General features: G+C 64.2%; 21 protein-coding genes and 1 tRNA gene. 13 read left to right on the top strand and 9 right to left on the bottom strand.

What is annotated here, in order from left to right:
• Nucleotides 1–166: 166 nt before the first annotated feature.
• The 4 genes from EJ071_RS17065 to EJ071_RS17080 all read left to right on the top strand — a co-directional run bounded on the left by EJ071_RS17065 (nt 167) and on the right by EJ071_RS17080 (nt 2,127).
• Nucleotides 167–460, top strand: coding sequence for a GYD domain-containing protein (locus EJ071_RS17065; protein WP_126098889.1), 294 nt, complete (start codon nt 167–169; stop codon nt 458–460).
• A 77-nt stretch (nt 461–537) separates the two neighbouring features.
• On the top strand, nt 538–918 hold the full coding sequence (locus EJ071_RS17070; protein ID WP_126098890.1) for a DCC1-like thiol-disulfide oxidoreductase family protein: 381 nt from the start codon (nt 538–540) through the stop codon (nt 916–918).
• A gap of 126 nt (nt 919–1,044) precedes the next feature.
• A complete protein-coding gene (locus tag EJ071_RS17075; protein ID WP_126098891.1) occupies nt 1,045–1,722 on the top strand; it encodes a PadR family transcriptional regulator in 678 nt (225 codons plus the stop codon).
• 111 nt (nt 1,723–1,833) lie between these two features.
• The gene (locus EJ071_RS17080; RefSeq protein WP_126098892.1) at nt 1,834–2,127 is read left to right on the top strand and encodes an HlyU family transcriptional regulator; all 294 of its coding nucleotides are present in this window, start codon (nt 1,834–1,836) and stop codon (nt 2,125–2,127) included.
• 34 nt (nt 2,128–2,161) lie between these two features.
• Here EJ071_RS17080 and EJ071_RS17085 read toward each other — a convergent pair whose 3' ends face one another.
• Together EJ071_RS17085 and EJ071_RS17095 are read right to left on the bottom strand one after the other, a co-directional pair.
• On the bottom strand, nt 2,162–3,094 hold the full coding sequence (locus EJ071_RS17085; RefSeq protein ID WP_126098893.1) for a 3-keto-5-aminohexanoate cleavage protein: 933 nt from the start codon (nt 3,092–3,094) through the stop codon (nt 2,162–2,164).
• Nucleotides 3,095–3,417: 323 nt separating this feature from the next.
• Nucleotides 3,418–4,056, bottom strand: coding sequence for an FMN-dependent NADH-azoreductase (locus EJ071_RS17095; RefSeq protein ID WP_126098894.1), 639 nt, complete (start codon nt 4,054–4,056; stop codon nt 3,418–3,420).
• Between the two features lie 110 nt (nt 4,057–4,166).
• Here EJ071_RS17095 and EJ071_RS17100 point away from each other — a divergent pair, with 110 nt between their 5' ends.
• Complete coding sequence (locus EJ071_RS17100) at nt 4,167–5,114, top strand: LysR family transcriptional regulator (protein ID WP_126098895.1); 948 nt, start codon at nt 4,167–4,169, stop codon at nt 5,112–5,114.
• On the opposite strand, the gene EJ071_RS17105 is transcribed toward EJ071_RS17100, so the two are convergent.
• Complete coding sequence (locus EJ071_RS17105; RefSeq protein ID WP_126098896.1) at nt 5,056–5,670, bottom strand: TetR/AcrR family transcriptional regulator; 615 nt, start codon at nt 5,668–5,670, stop codon at nt 5,056–5,058. The two genes, EJ071_RS17100 and EJ071_RS17105, sit on opposite strands and share 59 nt — an antisense overlap.
• Before the next feature lie 65 nt (nt 5,671–5,735).
• Here EJ071_RS17105 and EJ071_RS17110 point away from each other — a divergent pair, with 65 nt between their 5' ends.
• Both EJ071_RS17110 and EJ071_RS17115 read left to right on the top strand, forming a co-directional pair.
• Nucleotides 5,736–6,161: a VOC family protein gene (locus EJ071_RS17110; RefSeq protein ID WP_126098897.1), complete on the top strand. Its 426-nt coding sequence runs from the start codon at nt 5,736–5,738 to the stop codon at nt 6,159–6,161.
• A gap of 100 nt (nt 6,162–6,261) precedes the next feature.
• On the top strand, nt 6,262–7,173 hold the full coding sequence (locus EJ071_RS17115; protein ID WP_210211924.1) for an arginase family protein: 912 nt from the start codon (nt 6,262–6,264) through the stop codon (nt 7,171–7,173).
• 3 nt (nt 7,174–7,176) lie between these two features.
• On the opposite strand, the gene EJ071_RS17120 is transcribed toward EJ071_RS17115, so the two are convergent.
• The gene (locus EJ071_RS17120) at nt 7,177–8,121 is read right to left on the bottom strand and encodes a trypsin-like peptidase domain-containing protein (protein WP_126098898.1); all 945 of its coding nucleotides are present in this window, start codon (nt 8,119–8,121) and stop codon (nt 7,177–7,179) included.
• 169 nt (nt 8,122–8,290) lie between these two features.
• Here EJ071_RS17120 and EJ071_RS17125 point away from each other — a divergent pair, with 169 nt between their 5' ends.
• The 3 genes from EJ071_RS17125 (at nt 8,291) to EJ071_RS17135 (ending at nt 10,788) form a co-directional block, all read left to right on the top strand.
• A complete protein-coding gene (locus EJ071_RS17125; protein ID WP_126098899.1) occupies nt 8,291–9,166 on the top strand; it encodes a S1C family serine protease in 876 nt (291 codons plus the stop codon).
• An 8-nt stretch (nt 9,167–9,174) separates the two neighbouring features.
• Nucleotides 9,175–9,816: a LuxR C-terminal-related transcriptional regulator gene (locus EJ071_RS17130; RefSeq protein WP_126098900.1), complete on the top strand. Its 642-nt coding sequence runs from the start codon at nt 9,175–9,177 to the stop codon at nt 9,814–9,816.
• Between the two features lie 105 nt (nt 9,817–9,921).
• Entirely contained in the window at nt 9,922–10,788 is an 867-nt protein-coding gene (locus tag EJ071_RS17135; RefSeq protein WP_126098901.1) for an NAD(P)-dependent oxidoreductase, read from the top strand.
• A gap of 154 nt (nt 10,789–10,942) precedes the next feature.
• Here the strand turns inward: EJ071_RS17135 and EJ071_RS17140 are convergent, their stop codons facing one another.
• Both EJ071_RS17140 and EJ071_RS17145 read right to left on the bottom strand, forming a co-directional pair.
• Nucleotides 10,943–11,458 carry a TIGR00645 family protein gene (locus EJ071_RS17140; RefSeq protein WP_126098902.1) on the bottom strand — a complete coding sequence of 172 codons (516 nt, stop codon included), beginning with the start codon at nt 11,456–11,458 and terminating at the stop codon, nt 10,943–10,945.
• Nucleotides 11,459–11,929: 471 nt separating this feature from the next.
• Entirely contained in the window at nt 11,930–14,200 is a 2,271-nt protein-coding gene (locus EJ071_RS17145; protein WP_126098903.1) for an OmpA family protein, read from the bottom strand.
• Nucleotides 14,201–14,395: 195 nt separating this feature from the next.
• On the opposite strand from EJ071_RS17145, the gene EJ071_RS17150 reads away from it, so the two are divergent.
• Both EJ071_RS17150 and EJ071_RS17155 read left to right on the top strand, forming a co-directional pair.
• Nucleotides 14,396–14,842 carry a YcgN family cysteine cluster protein gene (locus tag EJ071_RS17150; protein ID WP_126092492.1) on the top strand — a complete coding sequence of 149 codons (447 nt, stop codon included), beginning with the start codon at nt 14,396–14,398 and terminating at the stop codon, nt 14,840–14,842.
• Between the two features lie 613 nt (nt 14,843–15,455).
• Nucleotides 15,456–15,812: a hypothetical protein gene (locus tag EJ071_RS17155; RefSeq protein ID WP_126098904.1), complete on the top strand. Its 357-nt coding sequence runs from the start codon at nt 15,456–15,458 to the stop codon at nt 15,810–15,812.
• 151 nt (nt 15,813–15,963) lie between these two features.
• On the opposite strand, the gene EJ071_RS17160 is transcribed toward EJ071_RS17155, so the two are convergent.
• The gene (locus EJ071_RS17160; protein WP_126098905.1) at nt 15,964–16,674 is read right to left on the bottom strand and encodes an SIMPL domain-containing protein; all 711 of its coding nucleotides are present in this window, start codon (nt 16,672–16,674) and stop codon (nt 15,964–15,966) included.
• 223 nt (nt 16,675–16,897) lie between these two features.
• On the opposite strand from EJ071_RS17160, the gene EJ071_RS17165 reads away from it, so the two are divergent.
• A tRNA-Ile gene (locus tag EJ071_RS17165) sits at nt 16,898–16,973 on the top strand.
• Nucleotides 16,974–17,001: 28 nt separating this feature from the next.
• Here EJ071_RS17165 and EJ071_RS17170 read toward each other — a convergent pair.
• Together EJ071_RS17170 and EJ071_RS17175 are read right to left on the bottom strand one after the other, a co-directional pair.
• A complete protein-coding gene (locus tag EJ071_RS17170) occupies nt 17,002–17,352 on the bottom strand; it encodes an NAD(P)H-dependent oxidoreductase (RefSeq protein WP_126098906.1) in 351 nt (116 codons plus the stop codon).
• 27 nt (nt 17,353–17,379) lie between these two features.
• On the bottom strand, nt 17,380–17,856 hold the full coding sequence (locus tag EJ071_RS17175) for a DoxX family protein (protein WP_126098907.1): 477 nt from the start codon (nt 17,854–17,856) through the stop codon (nt 17,380–17,382).

Below are 17,856 nucleotides of genomic sequence, written 5' to 3' on the forward strand. Positions count from 1 at the left end.
GCGCCCTTTTTTGCGTCTCCAGCCACCGCGTTGCCTTGCCGGAGCTGCCCGACAGGAGTTTAATTTCAAGGTCGGATGCATTTCTGGGCGACAAGCCGGATGCCCGCCCCGACGCCGGCCGTAACGGCCAGGCGTCGCGCTCCGCGGCACCGGAGGGAGGTGTGCCATGACGACCTACATCATGCTGATCAACTGGACGGAGCAGGGCGCCAAGAACGTACGTGAGTCGCCGAAGCGGCTCGACGCCGCCAAGAAGCAACTGAGCGAGATGGGCGGTTCGTTCAAGGCGTTTTATCTGACCATGGGCGAGTGCGACATGGTGGCCGTGGTCGAGGCGCCGGACGATGCGGTGCTCGCCCGTTTCGCGCTGATGCTGTCGTCGGGCGGCAGTGTACGAACGCGCACGCTCAAGGCCTTCCCGGAATTCGCCTATCGCGAGATCATCACCTCGCTCGGGTGAAGCGGCGACAGAGACAAGGCTCCATTGGAGCTGCGCGTCACATTGCGATGCCACACCGCGTCGCCGATAGTCGCGCGATGTCCAAGCCTCGGCTCACTGTCTGGTACAACACGCGCTGTCCGGTCTGCGATGCCGGCATCAGGCGCCAAAGGCGGCGGCTGATCGAGGCGGTCAAGGCAGGCGGCGTCGAATTCCGCGACATCAATTTCGAACCGGCGGCGCTGGCCGGACATGGCGCCTCGCTGGAGGACATCCGCCGCCGGCTGCATGCTACCGATGCCGAGGGCAGGCTGCTGGTCGGCGCCGATGTGGCGGTCGCGGTCTGGCGGATAACGCCGGGCGAAAGCTGGCTGGCGACATTGTTCGGCAACCCGGTTGCGCTGCCGCTGACACGCTTTGCCTATGACCGTTTCGCCGATCTTCTCTACGCCTGGAATCGCCGCAAAGGCCGCTGGTAGCTCGCTTGATCCGCGTGGGCGCAGTCATTTGGCTACAGTCGCGATACATCGTAAGATATATCTTGACTCTGTGAGCGCCGAGGCCTAATTAAGATATATCGTAAGATAGAACTCAAGGAGCAATCCATGCACAAGCATTTCGGACACAACCATTTCGGCGAGCGCATGTTCATGCATATGGCCGGCCGTTTCGGCGGCCGCGGCGGCGGCTTCGGGCCGTTCGGGCACGGAATGCGCGGCGGCGGGCGCGGCGGCCCGGGCGACATGTTCCGCGCCGGCCGCATGCTGGCCGATGGCGATCTCAAGCTGATCACGCTGTCGCTTCTGGCCGAGGCGCCGCGGCACGGCTACGACATCATCAAGGCGCTGGAGGAACGCACCAGCGGCATCTACAGCCCGAGCCCGGGAGTGGTCTATCCGACCCTGACTTTCCTCGAGGAAGCGGGCTATGCCGTCTCGTCCAGCGAAGGCAACAAGAAGGTGTTCTCGATCACCGAGGCTGGCAGGGCGCATCTCGAGGAGAACCGCGAGACGATCGATAACGTGCTCGACCACCTCGAGCGTTTCGGCCGCAAGATGGCCAAGGCGCGTGACTGGTTCGGCTGGAGCGACGATGGCGAGGACGGCGGCCGGCGCGGTCGTCATGAAAAGCGCGATGAAAAGCGCGACCGGTTTCGCGCGCTGCGCCATCGGCTGCGCGCCGCGCTCAGCGACATCGTCGATGCGCCAGAAGACAAGCAGGCCGAGGCGATCAGTATCCTGGAAGACGCCGCCGCGGCGCTCGAGGCGCTGTCGCGACGCTAAGCCGCCCCTGGCACTGACGGAGCTATTGCTGGCTCGATCAATGACCGCTACTGAAAATCGTCCTGCAACACGCTATGTGATGCAGGACGATTGCCGTTGGAGGATATTGAAATGTCTTTTCTGAAACGTCTTTTCGGCGGCGGCGGCGGCGAGGCAACAGAGGCTGGGGCCGCAAAGCCGGCAAAGCAGGTCGAGCACAAAGGATTCCTGATCAGCGCCACGCCCTACAAGGCAGACGGCCAGTACCAGACCTGCGGCGTCGTCTCCAAGGAAGTGGACGGCGTGATGAAGGAGCACCGCTTCATCCGCGCCGACCGTTTCGCCGGTCTGGACGACGCCGTCGACATCTCGATCAAGAAAGGCATCCAGCTCGTCGACGAGCAGGGCGAGCGGCTGTTCGGCTGAGCCGCCAAGGCGGCTTGCTGCCTTTTTGCCCCTATCAGAACGCGACCTTGTCGCCGCCCTTGAGCTGAAGGATCTGCCGCACCTCGTCGGGTGTCGCGATCGAAGCGCCGAGGCCTTCGATGATCTGGCGGACCTTGGTCACCTGTTCGGCGCTCGAGCGGGCGAGCTTGCCCTTGCCGATCCACAACGAATCCTCCAGGCCGACCCGCACATTGCCGCCGAGCGCGATCGCCTGCGTGGCGATGGGCAACTGGTGGCGCCCGGCGCCAAGCACCGACCAGTGGTAGTCGTTGCCGAACAGGCGGTCGGCCGTGCGCTTCATGTGGGCGACGTCTTCCGGGTGCGTGCCGATGCCGCCGAGGATGCCGAACACGCTCTGGACGAAGAATGGCGCCTTCACCAGGCCACGCTCGACGAAATGCGCCAGCGTATAGAGATGGCCGATGTCGTAGCACTCGATCTCGAAGCGCGTGCCATTGTCGGCGCAGGTGCGCAATATGTGCTCGATGTCGCCGAAAGTGTTGCGGAAGATGCGGTCGCGCGAGGATTCGAGATAAGGCCGCTCCCAATCGTGCTCGAAGGTCTTGAACCGCTCCAGCATCGGAAACAGCGCGAAATTCATCGATCCCATGTTGAGCGAGGCGACCTCGGGCGCAAAAACCTTCGCGGGCTTGACCCGTTCTTCCACGCTCATCGTCGCGGCGCCGCCGGTGGTGATGTTGACGACGCAGTTGGAGCGCTGCTTGATGACCTGCAGGAAAGGCGCGAACGCCTCCGTCGACTGGTCGGGGCGTCCGTCGGTCGGATTGCGGGCATGAAGATGGACGATCGCAGCACCTGCCTCGGCCGCCTCGATGGCTGCGGTCGCGATCTGCCCGGCCGTCACGGGCAGATGCGGCGACATCGACGGGGTATGGATCGAGCCGGTGACCGCGCAGGTGATGATGATCTTGTTTTGGTTCGCCACTTTGTGATGCCTCGATCTTTTCGCTATTTGACCGCCCTTTGGGTGATGCCGCAGAGGAACTGCTTCGACAGCACGATGTAGAGCAGCGTAATCGGCAGCGCCGCCAGTGTCAGCCCGGTGAACAGCACCCCAATCGGTGGTGCATTCGCCGACGAACACGGTCAGCCCTTGTGGCAGTGTCTTCAAATTGTCGGAGGTGATCAGGACCAGCGGAAAGAAAAAGTCGTTCCAGATCGGCACCGCCCCATGACATGCAAAAAGGGGACATGCAAAAAGGGCAGGCGCCGATCGGCGCCTGCCCTTTCTCATTCTTGGAACGGCGATTACGCGGCCACGGCGATCTGGTCCGCAGCCGCGGCAGCGATGGCGTCGACCTTGGCGGTCGCCTTGGCGAGCGCGGCGGTGACAGCGTCGGCACCCATGCCGACGCCTTCGACGCGAATGACTTCGACATCGGTCATGCCCAGGAAGGCAAGCACGCCGCGCAGATAGGGGATGGCGTGGTCCATCTGCACCGCCGCACCCTCGGAATAGATGCCGCCGGAAGCAAGCACGATATAGACCTTCTTGCCGGTGACGAGACCCTTCGGGCCATTCTCGCCATAAGCAAACGTCTTGCCCGAGCGGGCGACGTGGTCGATCCACGACTTCAGGGTCGAGGAGATGTTGAAGTTGATAAAGCCTGTGGCGAGGATGATCGTATCGGCCGCGAACAGTTCGTCGAGCACCGCATCAGACACGCCGACCACCTCGGCCTGGCGCTGGCTGCGCGCCTCGGCGGGCGTGTAGATGCCGGTCGCATAATCGGGGTCGATATGCGGCAGCGGGTTGGCGACGAGGTCGTGCACGACAAGCTTGGCCGACGGATCCGCGGCAAGCAGTTTCTGGGCGAGGTCGGTGGCGACGCGGGTCGAATGCGAAGCAGCGCCGCGCGGGCTGGACGTAACAAGCAGAATAGACATGGCGGTGTCCCCTTGGGGTTGGATTGAACTTCCCCGCCAATATGGGATTGCCGCCATATCTGGAAAACTGGTATAATTTTCATGGTATCCATCTAGAATATGGATTGATCATGCAGCCCAACCCGACACTGGACCAGCTTCAGATCCTGGTGGCGGTAGCCGACACCGGCAGCTTCTCGGCCGCGGGGCGCAAGCTCAACCGGGCGCAGTCCGTGGTGAGCTACGGCATTGCCAATCTCGAAGCGCAGCTCGGCCTGAAACTGTTCGAGCGCGAAGGCGTGCGCGAGCCGCAACTGACCGATGTCGGCAAGGCCATGCTGGAGGACGCAAGGCGCATGATCGGCGTCCTGCAGCGCATTCGCTCGCGCGCCGACGGCTACCGCCAAGGGCTGGAGGCGGAAGTGACGATATCAGTCGACGTGGCGCTGCCTTCGCCGGCGCTTGTGCGGGTGCTCAAAGCCTTCGAGGCCCAGTTCCCGGCGGTGATGCTGCGGCTTTATATCGGCTCACTCGGCCTGATCGTCGATCAGGTCGTCAACGGCCAGTCGGATCTAGGCTTTGGCGGTTTGCAGGGCGATGCCGATGTCAATCTGCTGCGCATCGGCTTCACCTCGATGGTGCCGGCGGCGGCGCCCGACCACCCGCTGGCGAAACTGCCGAAACCCGTGGCCGTCGAGGATTTGCGCGAGCATATCCAGCTCGTCGTCTCCGACCAGTCGGAGCGGACGCGCGGCCGCGACTATGGCGTCTTTGCCTACCGCACCTGGCGATTGACGGATGTGCGCACCAAGCATGCGCTGATGCGTGAGGGACTTGGCTGGGGCGGCCTGCCGCGCTGGCTGATTGCCGACGATCTCGCCAGCGGCAGGCTGGTCGAGCTCGATCTCGAGCCTTATCGCGAAGTGCGCTCGCCGCTCTATGCCATGCATCGCACCGACCGCAGCCCCAAGCCCGCCGCATCCTGGCTGATCGATGAATTCAAGCGCCAGCTCGGCTGCTTCAACGAGATGGAGCCGGGCGTGTGGACGGAGGAGGGGCCGGAGACAAGCCGTCCATGAGTGCCACCAGAACGGCGCGATAATCCTCACCCGATGCGCCGGCCTCGATGGCTAAAGCCGCGCGATCGAAGGCGGCGGCCAGCAGGGCGGTCAGCGCGTCGACCGGCAGCTTGACAATCGAGCGCGCGCGCATCGCCGCGACCAAGCCTTCGCGCAGCGATCGGTTGCCGTGGCGGCTGTCGATCTCGTCCATCGCCGCGCGGCCAAGCACGGCGGGTCCATCGAGCAGCAAAAGCCGCGTGCGACCTGGCGCGCGCATCGCCGCGAGATAGGCGTCGGAGCCGGCGATCAAGGCATCGCGGGCGGATAGCGAGGCCGGCGAGGCGCGATCGATCTCCGCTGCGACTGTCGCCGCCTCCTGTTCGACGACGGCGGCGAACAGCGCCTGCTTGTCGGCAAAGTGATGGTAGAGCGCCCCACGCGTCACGCCGGCCGCCGCGACGATCTCCGGCGTGCCGGTCTCGGCGTAGGATTTCTCCGTGAACAGTCTTCGCGCCGCGCGGATCAGATCGGTGCGCGTCGCCTCGGTGCGGTCACGGTTGGAGCGACGTTGCATACATGCAGCCTGTATGTTATTGCGTTTACATACAGACTGTATGTTATGAGACAGGAGAAGGAAAGATGAAGACGACGAGCTACTATCCGGTGCTTATGACCGGCGATGTCGCCGGCACGGCGGCCTTCTACGTCAAGCATTTCCGTTTCGAGCCGCTGTTTACGAGCGACTGGTATGCGCATTTGCGCTCCAGCGAGGACAGGCGCGTCAATCTCGGCATCGTCCAGGGCGACCACGAGACAATTCCGGAGGAGGGGCGTGGACGCACGTCCGGCCTGCTGATCAATTTCGAGGTGCGCGATCCCGACGCGGTCTATGAGCGTATCGTCGCCGCCGGCTTGCCGATCCTGCATACATTGCGCGACGAGCCCTTCGGCCAGCGTCATTTCATCACCAGGGACCCCAACGGCGTGATGATCGACGTCATCAAGCCGATCCCGCCCAGCGAAGAATTTCTGGCGCAATATGCCGAAGGCGCGGCGAGAGGCTGAGCTTCGATCTGGCAGCAGGTGTCGGCATTTGGCCCGGGCCGTATGGCGGGAGCCCTTCGCGGCGATCTATGCTGGAGCGTATTGAATTGGACCCAGCCGCATGCGTGACATCTGCCTTATCCGGGCGCCCTCCAATCTCGGGCTGCGGCCATTGCGGCCGGGCCATGTGCCCGGCACCTGGCGCGCGCCCGAGGCCCTGACCGAAGCCGGGCTGGTCGAAGCCCTGACGCCTGCGGCAATCGTCGATCTCGACCAGCCAGCCTACAGCGCCGAAGCGGAGCCAGGCACCCGGCTGCGCAACGGCCATGCCATCCGCCGTTTCAATCTCGAACTGGCGGATGCCGTCGCCAAGGCGCTCGGTCAACGCGAGTGGCCGCTGGTGATCGGCGGCGATTGCTCGGTGCTGCTCGGCGCGCTGGCGGCAGCACGCCAATCGGGACCCGTCGCGCTGGTGCATGTCGACGGCCACAGCGACTTCCGCCATCCCGGCAATTACGATGCCAACGCTACGCTCGGCTCCGCCGCCGGCATGGATCTGGCCTTGGCCACCGGACGAGGCGAGCCGCTGCTCACCGAATGGCCGGGCATTGCGGGTCCGCTCGTTGCGGACGAGGCGGTGATGCAGATCGGCGAGCGCGAAAGCCGCGATCCCGACTTCGCCTGGCCCGATATCAACGCGACCGCGATCACGCGCATCGATGTCTTCGCGGTCCGGGAACTGGGCGCGGTAGAAGTGCTGGAGAAGACGAGGGCGACGCTGGCGCGCGCCGATTGTCCTTACTGGCTGCATCTGGATGTCGACGTGCTCGACCAGAGGGTGATGCCGGCCGTGGATTCGCCCGGCAGTCCCGGCATCGATCCCGACGATCTCGTCGCCATCCTGTCGCCATTGGCAAAGGATCAGCGCTGCATCGGCATGGACATGACGATCTACGATCCTGACCTCGACCCGAGCGGCGAGCTGGCAAGGATGCTGGTATCGCTGCTCGGGCGGATAGTCAGGCCCGGGTAGAGATCAACTGCGCGCCACAGGCGTCACCACCACCTGGCTCACCCCGCTGCGGCGCACGACGGTGCAGAGCGTTTCGCGACCGATACGTTCGGCGTCGAGCATGCGTACGAGATCGTCGACGCCGGTGACCGGCCGGCCATCGAGGGCGGCGATGATGTCGCCTTCCTTCAGGCCGGCCTTCGCGGCGGGACTGTTCTTCTCGACGCTGCGCAGGCGCACGGCCGTGTTCGTGGTTACCTGCGACAGGAGGGCTGCGCGGCGCGGCAGGTTGGTCGTATCGGCGGAGACACCGATGAAGGCGCGGCGCACGCGGCCGAAGCGAATGATCTCGGAGATGACGAAGTTGGCGGTATTGGAGGCGACCGCGAAGGCGATGCCTTGCGCGCCATGGATCATGGCGGTGTTGACGCCGATCACCTCGCCCGCCGACGACACCAGCGGCCCGCCGGAATTGCCGGGGTTGAGCGCGGCATCCGTCTGGATGACGTCGTCGATCAGCCGGCCGGTCGAGGCGCGCATCGAGCGGCCGAGCGCGGAAACGACGCCGGCGGTGACCGTCCATTCGAAGCCGAGCGGATTGCCGATCGCGATCGCGATCTGGCCGCGTCTGAGGCGCTTGGAATCGCCGAGCGGCGCGACGTCGGCAAAGCTGCCGTCGGCGCGCACCAGCGCGATGTCGGTGTCGGGATCGCGGCCAAGCACACGGCCCTCGCGCGCGGCGCCATCCGGCATCGTGACGCGCACGGCGCGCGCGTCGCCTACGACATGGAAATTGGTGACAACCAGTCCGTCCTGCGCGATGACGAAACCCGAGCCATGGCCGCCGGCGCCGATGCGCTCGATGCGGCAGACGGCCGGTCCGATGCGGTCGACGGCGTCGGCGACCGACGCCGAATAGGCGTCGAGCAGGGCGTCATCGGATTGGAGTTTTTCGGCGGCGAAGGCCATGGGCGGGGTCCCGTGTGATTTGGATCAGTGATGCCTATATGTGCGGAGCGGCCGCAATCTCCGCGACCTGACCACATGGCCAGTCCGGCCACCGACTAGCCGTCAGGCGAGTACCCGCGGGCGCGCCTTGGAGCGATATCTGGGTCACAGAACCCAGGAGATCATCGACATGAGCAACTTCAACCTCAGTGCCTTTTCCGATGCTATTGCCGACGTCGCGGCGACCGCCGCGCCGGCGCTGGCGAGTTTCGCCACGCATCACCACCGCAGCGCGAGCACCTTCCATTGGCGCGACGGCTTCTTCGTCACCGCCGAGGAAGCGGTGGAGGCTGGCGAGGAGATCGACCTGACGCTGGCCTCGGGCGAAACCGTGAAGGCCGAGCTTGTCGGACGCGATCCTTCGACGGGCGTTGCCCTGTTGAAACCAGCCTCCGCCGCAGCCGGTTTGCCGCAGCTGCCTCAGGGTGCTGCCGTGCGCCCCGGCCATGTGGCGATCGCAGTCGGCAATAGCGAAGGGGCTGCACTTGCCGTGTTCGGCACGGTCGGCGAGGTCGGGCCTGCCTGGCGCTCGATGCGCGGCGGCACGATCGATCGGCGCATCAACCTCGCCATCAACACCGGCGGCCGCTTCGAAGGCGGTCCGGTGCTCGATGCCAAGGGCGGCCTGATCGGCATGCTCCTGTTCGGGCCGCGTCGGCGGGCGCTGGTCATGCCTTACGAGACGATCGAGCGGGCGGTGACGACGCTGCGCGAAAAGGGCCATGTCGCGCGCGGCTATCTCGGCGCCGGGCTGCATCCGATCCGCAACGGCGACACGCAAGGCGCCATGGTGATGAGCCTCGACGACAGCGGCCCAGCCAAGGCCGCCGGCCTGCATGTCGGCGACATCATCGTCGCCTGGAACGGCGAAGCGGTGCACGGGCCGCGCGAGCTGATCCGCAAGCTCGGGCCGGACAGCGCCGGCACGGCCGTGACGCTCGGCGTCTTGAGTGGCGGCGCTGAGCGAGACGTTTCGATCACCATCGGCGAGAAGCCGCTGAGCTGAGAGGGTCGATGGCGGAGAGCGCGGCACAAACGATTGCGAGACCGGAGCCGGCAATCCACCGGCTGACAGTGCTGATCGCGCTCGGCGACGCGGCGCGCGCCGAGCAATTGGCCGACGCGCTTGCGGCGAGCGACGATCTGCTGCCGACGCTCGCCGGCAGCGGCATGGGGCAGGTGGCGGATGTCGCCTTGGTCGACGAGGCGGCATTGGAAAGCCGGGCTGTGAGCCCGGCAACGCCATGCGTGCTGCTCTCCCGACGCGCCGGCTACGAACGGTCGGCCGGCAACCTGTTTGCGACGCTGCCTGCCTCTGCCGACGGGCTGCTGATTGCCGCCGCCTTGCGGTTGGCTGCGTCCGGCTATCGCATCAGCAGGGCAGGGCCCCCAGAGGCTCATGGCGATTTCCGCGGAGAGCTATCCGAGGACGAGACGCCTGACGACAACCAGGTCCGCGCGGCATTGTCGCCGCGCGAGGCGGAAGTGCTGGCGCTGCTGGCTGAAGGCGCGCCCAACAAGGTGATCGCCAGGCGGCTCAACATTTCCGTTCACACGGCGAAGTTCCACGTCGCCGCGATCCTGATCAAGCTCGGCGCGGCGAACCGCACCGATGCGATCGCCATAGCGATGCGGCAGGGGCTGGTGCTGGTTTAGACCCTTTCGCCACGACGCTGCGTAACCCTCAGACCGGCGCGTTGGGCCTTGCGCCACGGCTGTCCGCCGCGCAAGTTGCCTCCCTGTTGCAGAGGGAGGCGAAGGATGTCGCTCAAGGGAAAGACGCTGTTCATCTCGGGCGGATCGCGCGGCATCGGGCTGGCGATCGCGCTGCGCGCGGCGCGCGACGGCGCCAATGTGACGATCGCGGCCAAGACAGCCGAACCGCATCCCAAGCTGCCTGGCACGATCCACACCGCGGCCGAGGAGATCGAGCGAGCCGGCGGCAAGGCGCTGCCGGTGCTTTGCGACATTCGCGACGAAGCTCAGGTCGCCGATGCGGTGGCAAAGACCGTGGAACGGTTCGGCGGCGTCGACATCTGCGTCAACAATGCCAGCGCCATCCAACTCACCGGCACGCTGGAGACCGACATGAAGCGCTACGACCTGATGCACCAGATCAACACGCGCGGCACGTTCCTGGTCTCCAAAATGTGCATTCCGCACCTGAAGTTGGCAAAGAACCCTCACATCCTGAATCTGGCGCCGCCGCTCGACATGAAAGCCAAGTGGTTCAAGAACCATGTCGCTTACACCATGGCCAAGTTCGGCATGTCGATGTGCACGCTTGGCATGAGCGCCGAGTTCGCCGGAGCCGGCATCGCCGTCAATTCGCTTTGGCCGATCTCGACCATCGACACGGCCGCCGTGCGCAATCTGCTGGGCGGCGCCACGGTCGCGGCGATGAGCCGCTCGCCCGACATTATGGCCGATGCGGCGCATGCGATCTTCCTGCGCCCGTCGCGCGAGGCGACCGGCAATTTCTACATCGACGAGGAGGTTCTGCGCGCCGAAGGCGTCACGGATTTTTCGGTCTATGCGCCGGGAGCCAAAGGCCCGCTCGCCGGCGACTTCTTCGTGCCCGACGAGGTGTTTGACCGTACAGAGACCGAGATAAGGAATATCTACTGACGGAAATCGCGCGGACGTCGCTTCATCTCGATAAAGCGCTCAAAGTCAAACGGCTCCGGATTTCCGGATTGGTCACCCCTCGTCGATCGCTTTACGAAGCCGTTCGAGACGAAGCCGTTCGAGCGTTGAATGATCCTCGGTTTCTTCCATAACGTCACTCCGCGGCCTTCTTGCCTTTCGCCAGCGCCATCACCCGGTCGATATAGGCGAGCATAAGCGCCGAGAAGACGAAGGCCAGATGCATGACGGTCAGCCACATGAGCTGATCGCTCGTGTAGGAAGCGTGGTTGAGGAACACTTGCAGCAGGTGGATGGAGGAGATCGCGACGATGGTCGAGGCGACCTTGACCTTCAGCGAGCCGACGTCGATCGTGCCCAGCCAATGGACCTCGCCGTCCTGCCCGTCGAAGCGGCTGACGAAATTCTCGTAGCCCGAAATGATCACCATCACCACCAGCGAGGCTACAAGGGCCGCGTCGATCAGGCCGAGCATCTTCAGGATCGTGTCGGTGTCGCCGAGCGTGAAAACGCTCATCACGAACTCGTAGAGCTTCTTGCCGAAGGAGAGCGCGTAAGTCGCCAGCGCCAAGCCGAGCCCCAGATAGAAGGCGACCAGCAGCCAGCGCGAGGCGAGGATGACGGATTCGATCGCGAGTTCGAGACGCTTCATGAGATGTTCCGGTGCCGTTTCGCTCTGATTGTTTGTCTTTACGCAATTCCGGACGGAAAAACCGCTGCGCACTTTTCCTGGAATTGCTCTCCGAGGGTTCGACCGTATTTCGGGCAGGTGGGCTCTCTTTTCAAGAAAAAAGCCCCGCCGGAGAGGGGCGCCGGCGGGGCTCATGTGTCCGCTGGAGTCGGGACAGGGCAGGGAACGCCCTGGCCAGAATCTGGGTGCCGCAATGCGGCGATTCAATGAGCGCGGCGGGACAAGCGGAACAATTCTTCTTGCATTTTGAAAGAAAGGGCCGGTCCGGATCCGGACAGGCCCTCATCTTCTCGCTCTGATTCCGAAAATCGGATCAGGATTTTGAAATCAAACGCTAAAGCGCGTCGCGCTGAAACGATTCAGGCGACGCGCTTTGGGTCTTTGTTTTATGCATGTCGCCCAAACCGCTGCGCAGTTTTGGGGGACATGCGTTCACTGCTCGTTGCTTGCCACTGGCGCCACCAGCGAGGTGATGCGGCGGATGGCGACGCGGCGGTTCTCGCGGTTCGGGCCGGACGTATTCACCTTGAGATACTCCTCGCCATAGCCCTGTGTCGTGAGGTTCTCGGCCGGGATGCCGAAGGCGTTGGTCAACGCCTCGGCGACCGCCTCGGCACGCCGGTCCGACAGCGCGAGGTTCGCGTCGGGCGTGCCGACGGCGTCGGTATGGCCCTCGATCAGGAAGGTTTCCGCCGGGTTCTTCTTCAGGAGTTTTTCCATGGCGGTGGCCACGCCCTCGAGCTTCTGGACTTCGGTGTCGGAGATCGTCGCCGAGCCGAAGTCGAAGTTCAGCGTGTCGAGGTCGATGCGGCGGGCGATGTCGCGCACGCGCGCCGAGCGCTTGACCTCGTCGATCGAGTACAGGCGCTGCACCCTCTCCACCGGCGGCTGCTCGAGGAAGGTGTAGTACTCGTCCGGATCCTCGACCTCCTCCGAATCCAGGATGTAGTCCCGGCGCGGGATGTCGAGCCGCATCGGCGGCAGGTCGTCGCCCGGATCACGCCAGTCGTCGACATCCTGGTAATACCGCTCGTCGACATAGCTCAGCACATATTCGCGCCCATCCGGCATGATGCGCGAACGCTGGACGACGTCGCCGTTGCGGTTGCGGATCGTGACGATCCTGACGCCGTTGTCGCGCTCCACGATTTCGCGGGTACGGCCACGCGGCAGATCCTCGTAGTAGACATCCCTGGCGCCGCGGGTGATGCGCGGCGCTTCATTGCTTTCCACGATCGTCTGGTTGTTGAACTGGACGATCACGCGGTCGCCGAACTGTTTCACCACGTCCGCGCCCTGCGGCCGGCGGCGCTCGCGGACAACCTGCTCGGGCGTAAGCTCTATCCGCTTGCCCTTTTCCTCGGTGACCGGAACGATCGTCTCAGGCTTGATCGCCTGCTGCGCCGCCTTGTCGTCGGTGGGTGGTGGGCCTTGATCGACCGGAGCCAGTTGCGGCTTCTGCACCTGCTCTCCCATCTGCTGCTCGGTCTGGGTGCCAGTTTGGCCGGTGCCGCCTTGCTCTACGCCAGCCTGGCCGCTTTCGTTCTGGCCGGTCGGCTGACGGCCCTTGCGCTTGCGAACGACATCCTTCTGGCTGTCGAAGAGCGGGGCCTCGTTCGCATTGGCAGGCGCTTCGCCCTGTGCGGCAGTGCCGGCATTCGCGCCGCCTTGGGCCGGCTGCTCGCCGGTAGCGGGCTGGCCGCCGGTTGTCGCCTGGCCTTCGCCGGAGGGCTGCTTGGCCGAAGGTTGCTCCCCCGTCACCGCTTGACCGGCGCCGGGCTGCTGACCGAGGGCTTTCCTGCGCTTCTTTGTCTTGTCCGGAGGCTGTTCGCCCTCGGCCGGCGCAGCTTGCTGATTGTTCTGCTGCGGCTCGGCCTGCTGCGCCGGCGCGCCGGCAGGGGCCTCGGTCTTCGGCGCCTGCTCGGTTGGGGCGGTTTCAGTCTGCTGCTGCTGATCCCGCTTCTTCTTGCGCAGCTTGTCCTGCGGCGTGTTATCGTTGGCGGGCGCCGCCTGTTCAGCGGGCTGCTCGGCCGGCGAGGTCTCGGTTTGCTGCTGCTGACGCTTCTTCTTGCGCGGCTGCTGCTCGTCGTTCGCCGGCGCGGCCTGTTCAGCGGGCTGCTCGGCCGGCGCGGTTTCGGTTTGCTGCTGCTGGCGCTTCTTCTTGCGCGGCTGCTGTTCGTCGTTCGCCGGCGCGGCCTGTCCGGCGGGCTGCTCGGCCGGCGCGGTTTCGGTTTGCTGCTGCTGGCGCTTCTTCCTACGCGGCTGCTGCTCGTCGGTCACGGGCTGGCCGCCCTGATCGGCCGGTGCTGCCTCGATCTGCTGCTGCTGATCGCGTTTCTTGCGCGGTTTGAGCTGCTGCTCGGCGGGCGCTGCTTGCTCCGCCTGGCCGGTGTCCATCTGCTGCTGGTCCTGCCGTTTCCGGCGCGGCTTCTGCTCGGGCTCGGCAGACTGTTCGGCGGGGGCCGATTCTGTCTGTTGTTGCTGCTCGCGCTTCTTCTTCCTCGGTTGCTCAGCTTCCCCCTGCTGGCCACCTTGCGCACACTCCTCTGCCGACTGGCCTTCGGCGCAGTTCGCCTGCGCCAGAATCAGTGGCGCTCCCTGCGAGGTGCCGAAATCGGCCTGCAGCGGATACGCGCCCAACGGCGCGGATGCCATAAGCAGGCCGATTGCCGTACCCGCCAGAATCCGTGGTTGGCGTTTCATATCAATTTTCTCCTAGTGGGGTCCCATCCCTGCCCAAACTTTCGTCATCCGCAATTGGTTCCGTCAGGCATTGGCAGCAGCCAAGGATGCCTGGCCGGCCTTTTGAAGGCAATTTCGTGTTTTTCTAATGTTGATACTGCGTCACCGCGACAGCGACGCTTGACCGGAAGGCCACGGAGGGCCAAATCCAGCCGCATGACCGCACCGTTCTGGAAAACCAAGACGCTTGAGGCGATGACCCCGGCCGAGTGGGAATCACTCTGCGACGGCTGCGGCAAATGCTGTCTTTCGAAGCTTGAGGACGAGGACACCGGCGAGATCTATTGGACGAGCGTCGGCTGCCGGCTGTTCGATGCCGAAAAATGCCTTTGCTCGGACTATGCCAACCGGCTGTCGCGCGTGCCCGATTGCGTCGGGCTGACGCCGCAGAACGTGCGCACCATCACCTGGCTGCCCAAGACCTGCGCCTACCGGCTGATCGCCGAGGGCCACGACCTCTATTGGTGGCACAGGCTGGTCTCGGGAAGCGCGGAGACCGTGCACGAGGCCGGGATATCGATCCGCGGCCGGGTGAAGGCCAAGGAAACGGATCTCGCCGAGCCGGACGACTATTTTGACTATATACTGGACGACGAACCTTGAAGGGTTCGCGTTTGGACGACGAACCTTGAAGGGTTCGCGTTTGGACGACGAACCTTGAAGGGTTCGCGTTTGGACGACGAACCTTGAAGGGTTCGCGTTTGGACGACGAACCTTGAAGGGTTCGCGTTTGGACGACGAACCTTGAAGGGTTCGCGTTTGGACGACGAACCTTGAAGGGTTCGCGTTTGGACGACGAACCTTGAAGGGTTCGCGTTTGGACGACGAACCTTGAAGGGTTCGCGTTTGGACGACGAACCTTGAAGGGTTCGCGTTTGGACGACGAACCTTGAAGGGTTCGCGTTTGGACGACGAACCTTGAAGGGTTCGCGTTTGGACGACGAACCCTGACGGGTTCGCATTTTGGATGACGAACCCTGACGGGTTCGCATTTTGGACGAGCCTTGAAGGGAACCGGGCGCGCCATGGCGCGTTTCCGGCTCCAGATTTGAAGCGGACGGGGGCGGTGGACGCGCGGGGATGTTGCCTTCCTTCGACATGAACCGGACATGAACGGCCGGTTCGCAAAAAGTTCAGACACGAAAAGGCATTTTGCAAACATTGGTTCGCCAATCATCAATCAAGGGGCTAGCGGCCCACAACAAGGAGAGAGACGATGTTCAATCAGATCAAGACGGCAGCCCTTTCGGCCCTTGTCGGGCTTGGCACGCTGGGCGCCATTCCGGCGGCGCATGCGGACAGCCTCTATCTCGGCTTCGGCAATAACCAGGATCCGCGTTTCGGCGTCTACACCGGCGACGATGACGATGGGTATTACCGCCGCGATCGCGACTGGCGCCGCCGCGGCTGCTCGCCGGATCGCGCGCTCGACAAGGCCGAGCGCATGGGCCTGCACCGCGTCCGCATCGTCGACATCAGCCGGCGCACGGTGAAGGTGGCCGGCCGCCAGTATGGCGACCGCGTGGTGGTGGTCTTCGCCAACGAGCGCGGCTGCCCGATCATCTATCGCTGAGGCTGGATCGGCAACGGACGATCCTCTGCGAGGATCGCTATAAGTAGTAAGCCCCTTCAGCCAGTGCTGAAGCGCGCGGCTCGAAAAAACCCCGGAGGATCGGTCCCCGGGGTTTTTTGTCTGCGGTCCGACGACAGAAGCAGGTTACCTGTTATTTCAGCTCGAACGTGACGGTGACCTGGACAGAATAGGAGTTCTCGCCAGCCTGCACCGGCACGGCCGCGCGGGCGGCGTCGAAAGCCTTGGCGTTCATCGGCATCGGCACCGTCGCGACGTTCTGGTCGGTGATCTCGATCACCCGGCCGAGGCTGACGCCGGCGGCCTCGGCGAGCGTCTTGGCCTTGGCGATCGCGTCCGCAACCGCCTTCTTGCGCGCCTCGACGATGGTGGCCTTCGGATCGTCATTGGTGAAGGCGATGCCGCCGCCCTGGTTGACGCCGAGCGACACCGCCTTGTCGAGGATGTCGCCGGTCTTGTCGACATCGCGCACGCGCACCGACAGCGTGTTCGTCACCTGGTAGGCGACAAGCTCGGCTTCCTGGCTGCCGTCTGCCATGTTGGTGTAATTGTAGCGCGGGTTGATCTGGATGCCTGCCGTCTGCAGGTCGCGATCGGCGATGCCGGCCGATTTCATCGCCGCGATCACGGCCGCCATGGCGTCGTTGTTGGCATCGAGCGCAGCGCGCGCGGTCTTTGCCTCGCGCATGACGCTGAGCGTCAGCATCGCGATATCCGGCGCAACGGTCGCTTCGCCCTCGCCCGAGACGACAATGCGCGGAGGCGGCGGGGTGTCGGCAGCGCTTGCCAGCGCCGGAAACGCGATCGCGGCTGCGAGCGCGACAGGCAAAAGATGTCTGGTCATGAAAACTCCTCGAGATCTGCGATCCGATATCTTCCGCCGCCTCCGTCCCGACCCAGAAAAAGTGTCGTTTGCCGGCAGTGCGGTGCAGGCCCGGACCTGTTCACGCGCCTTATGGGCGCGCACGCCGCTGTACGGAGCGAATATGGGCTGATTTTGGCGTTTGCCGCCAGTGCCGTCGAAAGCCTTGTGCCGCGCGGCGAAAAACACTAAGCCAGCCCGCGTGGGGCCTGTAGCTCAATGGTTAGAGCCGGCGGCTCATAACCGCTTGGTTGGGGGTTCGAGTCCCTCCGGGCCCACCATTGTCGTTATTTATCAATGCTTTATCGCCTATTTCTTCCGTTGGTTAGCTAGGTCCCGGTGGCGAATCTCCGCGCATCGCTTTGATTTTGTTGATTTATGGTAGGCCCTGTGGCCCCGTAGACGAAGGACAAGACCACGGCGAGCGATGCTCAGAACGAGGGCGGCCGCATTCGCCTCCTCAGACTGCTGGCGGTAGTAGTTCGGGTCGCGAACGGTCGTGAAGTTGCGGCGGTCTGATACCGGATTGAAACCCATAGCGTAGAGATCGGAGACAACGACCTCGTGGCCAGCCGCAGACAGCGCCCCCTGCGCCGCGCGGGTCAGGGCGCCATTGAAGCTGTAGGGCTCGGGGTGGGCGTGAACGATGAAGATGCGCACCGTGCTTTTCCCACGCGGTCAAAATGTTCACTTTCCAGATGTCGATAGGGTTCGCTCGGCGACGTAGTCGAGCGAGAAAACACCTGCGCCGCGTACCAGCACGAGAAGCAGCAGCGACGCCCAGAGCAGATGCTCCGCCCAGTTCTCCGGATAGACGAAGATCTGGATGACAGAGACGACACCGAGAAGCATCAGAGCACCGAGACGCGAAAAGGCCCCAAAGAAAAGCAGCACCGAGCCGGTGATTTCGGCCGTCGTCGCCAGTGGCGCTGCGATCGATGGATCGATGAACGGCAGATTGTATTCGCTGGCGAAGAGCTGCAGCGTCACCGGCCAGGACGCCAGCTTGCTCTGCGCCGACTGCCAGAAGACATGGGCCACCGCCACACGCGCAGCGAGCTGAACCAGCGAGAGGGGAATGTGTTCGGGCAGCTTGATCACACGTCTATAGAAACCGAATAAACCGGTCTGGCTCGTCGAGGAAGGTTCTGAAATTGCGGTCAT

Origin of the sequence: Mesorhizobium sp. M1B.F.Ca.ET.045.04.1.1 (assembly GCF_003952465.1) — a bacterium.
Classification (GTDB): domain Bacteria; phylum Pseudomonadota; class Alphaproteobacteria; order Rhizobiales; family Rhizobiaceae; genus Mesorhizobium; species Mesorhizobium shonense.

Excerpts from the sequence above, each read along its gene's own strand:
- EJ071_RS17065 (WP_126098889.1), top strand. The coding sequence starts at position 167 with ATGACGACCTACATCATGCTGATCAACTGGACGGAGCAGGGCGCCAAG.
- EJ071_RS17070 (WP_126098890.1), top strand. The coding sequence starts at position 538 with ATGTCCAAGCCTCGGCTCACTGTCTGGTACAACACGCGCTGTCCGGTC.
- EJ071_RS17075 (WP_126098891.1), top strand. The coding sequence starts at position 1,045 with ATGCACAAGCATTTCGGACACAACCATTTCGGCGAGCGCATGTTCATG.
- EJ071_RS17080 (WP_126098892.1), top strand. The coding sequence starts at position 1,834 with ATGTCTTTTCTGAAACGTCTTTTCGGCGGCGGCGGCGGCGAGGCAACA.
- EJ071_RS17095 (WP_126098894.1), bottom strand. The coding sequence starts at position 4,056 with ATGTCTATTCTGCTTGTTACGTCCAGCCCGCGCGGCGCTGCTTCGCAT.
- EJ071_RS17100 (WP_126098895.1), top strand. The coding sequence starts at position 4,167 with ATGCAGCCCAACCCGACACTGGACCAGCTTCAGATCCTGGTGGCGGTA.
- EJ071_RS17105 (WP_126098896.1), bottom strand. The coding sequence starts at position 5,670 with ATGCAACGTCGCTCCAACCGTGACCGCACCGAGGCGACGCGCACCGAT.
- EJ071_RS17110 (WP_126098897.1), top strand. The coding sequence starts at position 5,736 with ATGAAGACGACGAGCTACTATCCGGTGCTTATGACCGGCGATGTCGCC.
- EJ071_RS17115 (WP_210211924.1), top strand. The coding sequence starts at position 6,262 with ATGCGTGACATCTGCCTTATCCGGGCGCCCTCCAATCTCGGGCTGCGG.
- EJ071_RS17120 (WP_126098898.1), bottom strand. The coding sequence starts at position 8,121 with ATGGCCTTCGCCGCCGAAAAACTCCAATCCGATGACGCCCTGCTCGAC.
- EJ071_RS17125 (WP_126098899.1), top strand. The coding sequence starts at position 8,291 with ATGAGCAACTTCAACCTCAGTGCCTTTTCCGATGCTATTGCCGACGTC.
- EJ071_RS17130 (WP_126098900.1), top strand. The coding sequence starts at position 9,175 with ATGGCGGAGAGCGCGGCACAAACGATTGCGAGACCGGAGCCGGCAATC.
- EJ071_RS17135 (WP_126098901.1), top strand. The coding sequence starts at position 9,922 with ATGTCGCTCAAGGGAAAGACGCTGTTCATCTCGGGCGGATCGCGCGGC.
- EJ071_RS17140 (WP_126098902.1), bottom strand. The coding sequence starts at position 11,458 with ATGAAGCGTCTCGAACTCGCGATCGAATCCGTCATCCTCGCCTCGCGC.
- EJ071_RS17145 (WP_126098903.1), bottom strand. The coding sequence starts at position 14,200 with ATGAAACGCCAACCACGGATTCTGGCGGGTACGGCAATCGGCCTGCTT.
- EJ071_RS17150 (WP_126092492.1), top strand. The coding sequence starts at position 14,396 with ATGACCGCACCGTTCTGGAAAACCAAGACGCTTGAGGCGATGACCCCG.
- EJ071_RS17155 (WP_126098904.1), top strand. The coding sequence starts at position 15,456 with ATGTTCAATCAGATCAAGACGGCAGCCCTTTCGGCCCTTGTCGGGCTT.
- EJ071_RS17160 (WP_126098905.1), bottom strand. The coding sequence starts at position 16,674 with ATGACCAGACATCTTTTGCCTGTCGCGCTCGCAGCCGCGATCGCGTTT.
- EJ071_RS17175 (WP_126098907.1), bottom strand. The coding sequence starts at position 17,856 with ATGACCGCAATTTCAGAACCTTCCTCGACGAGCCAGACCGGTTTATTC.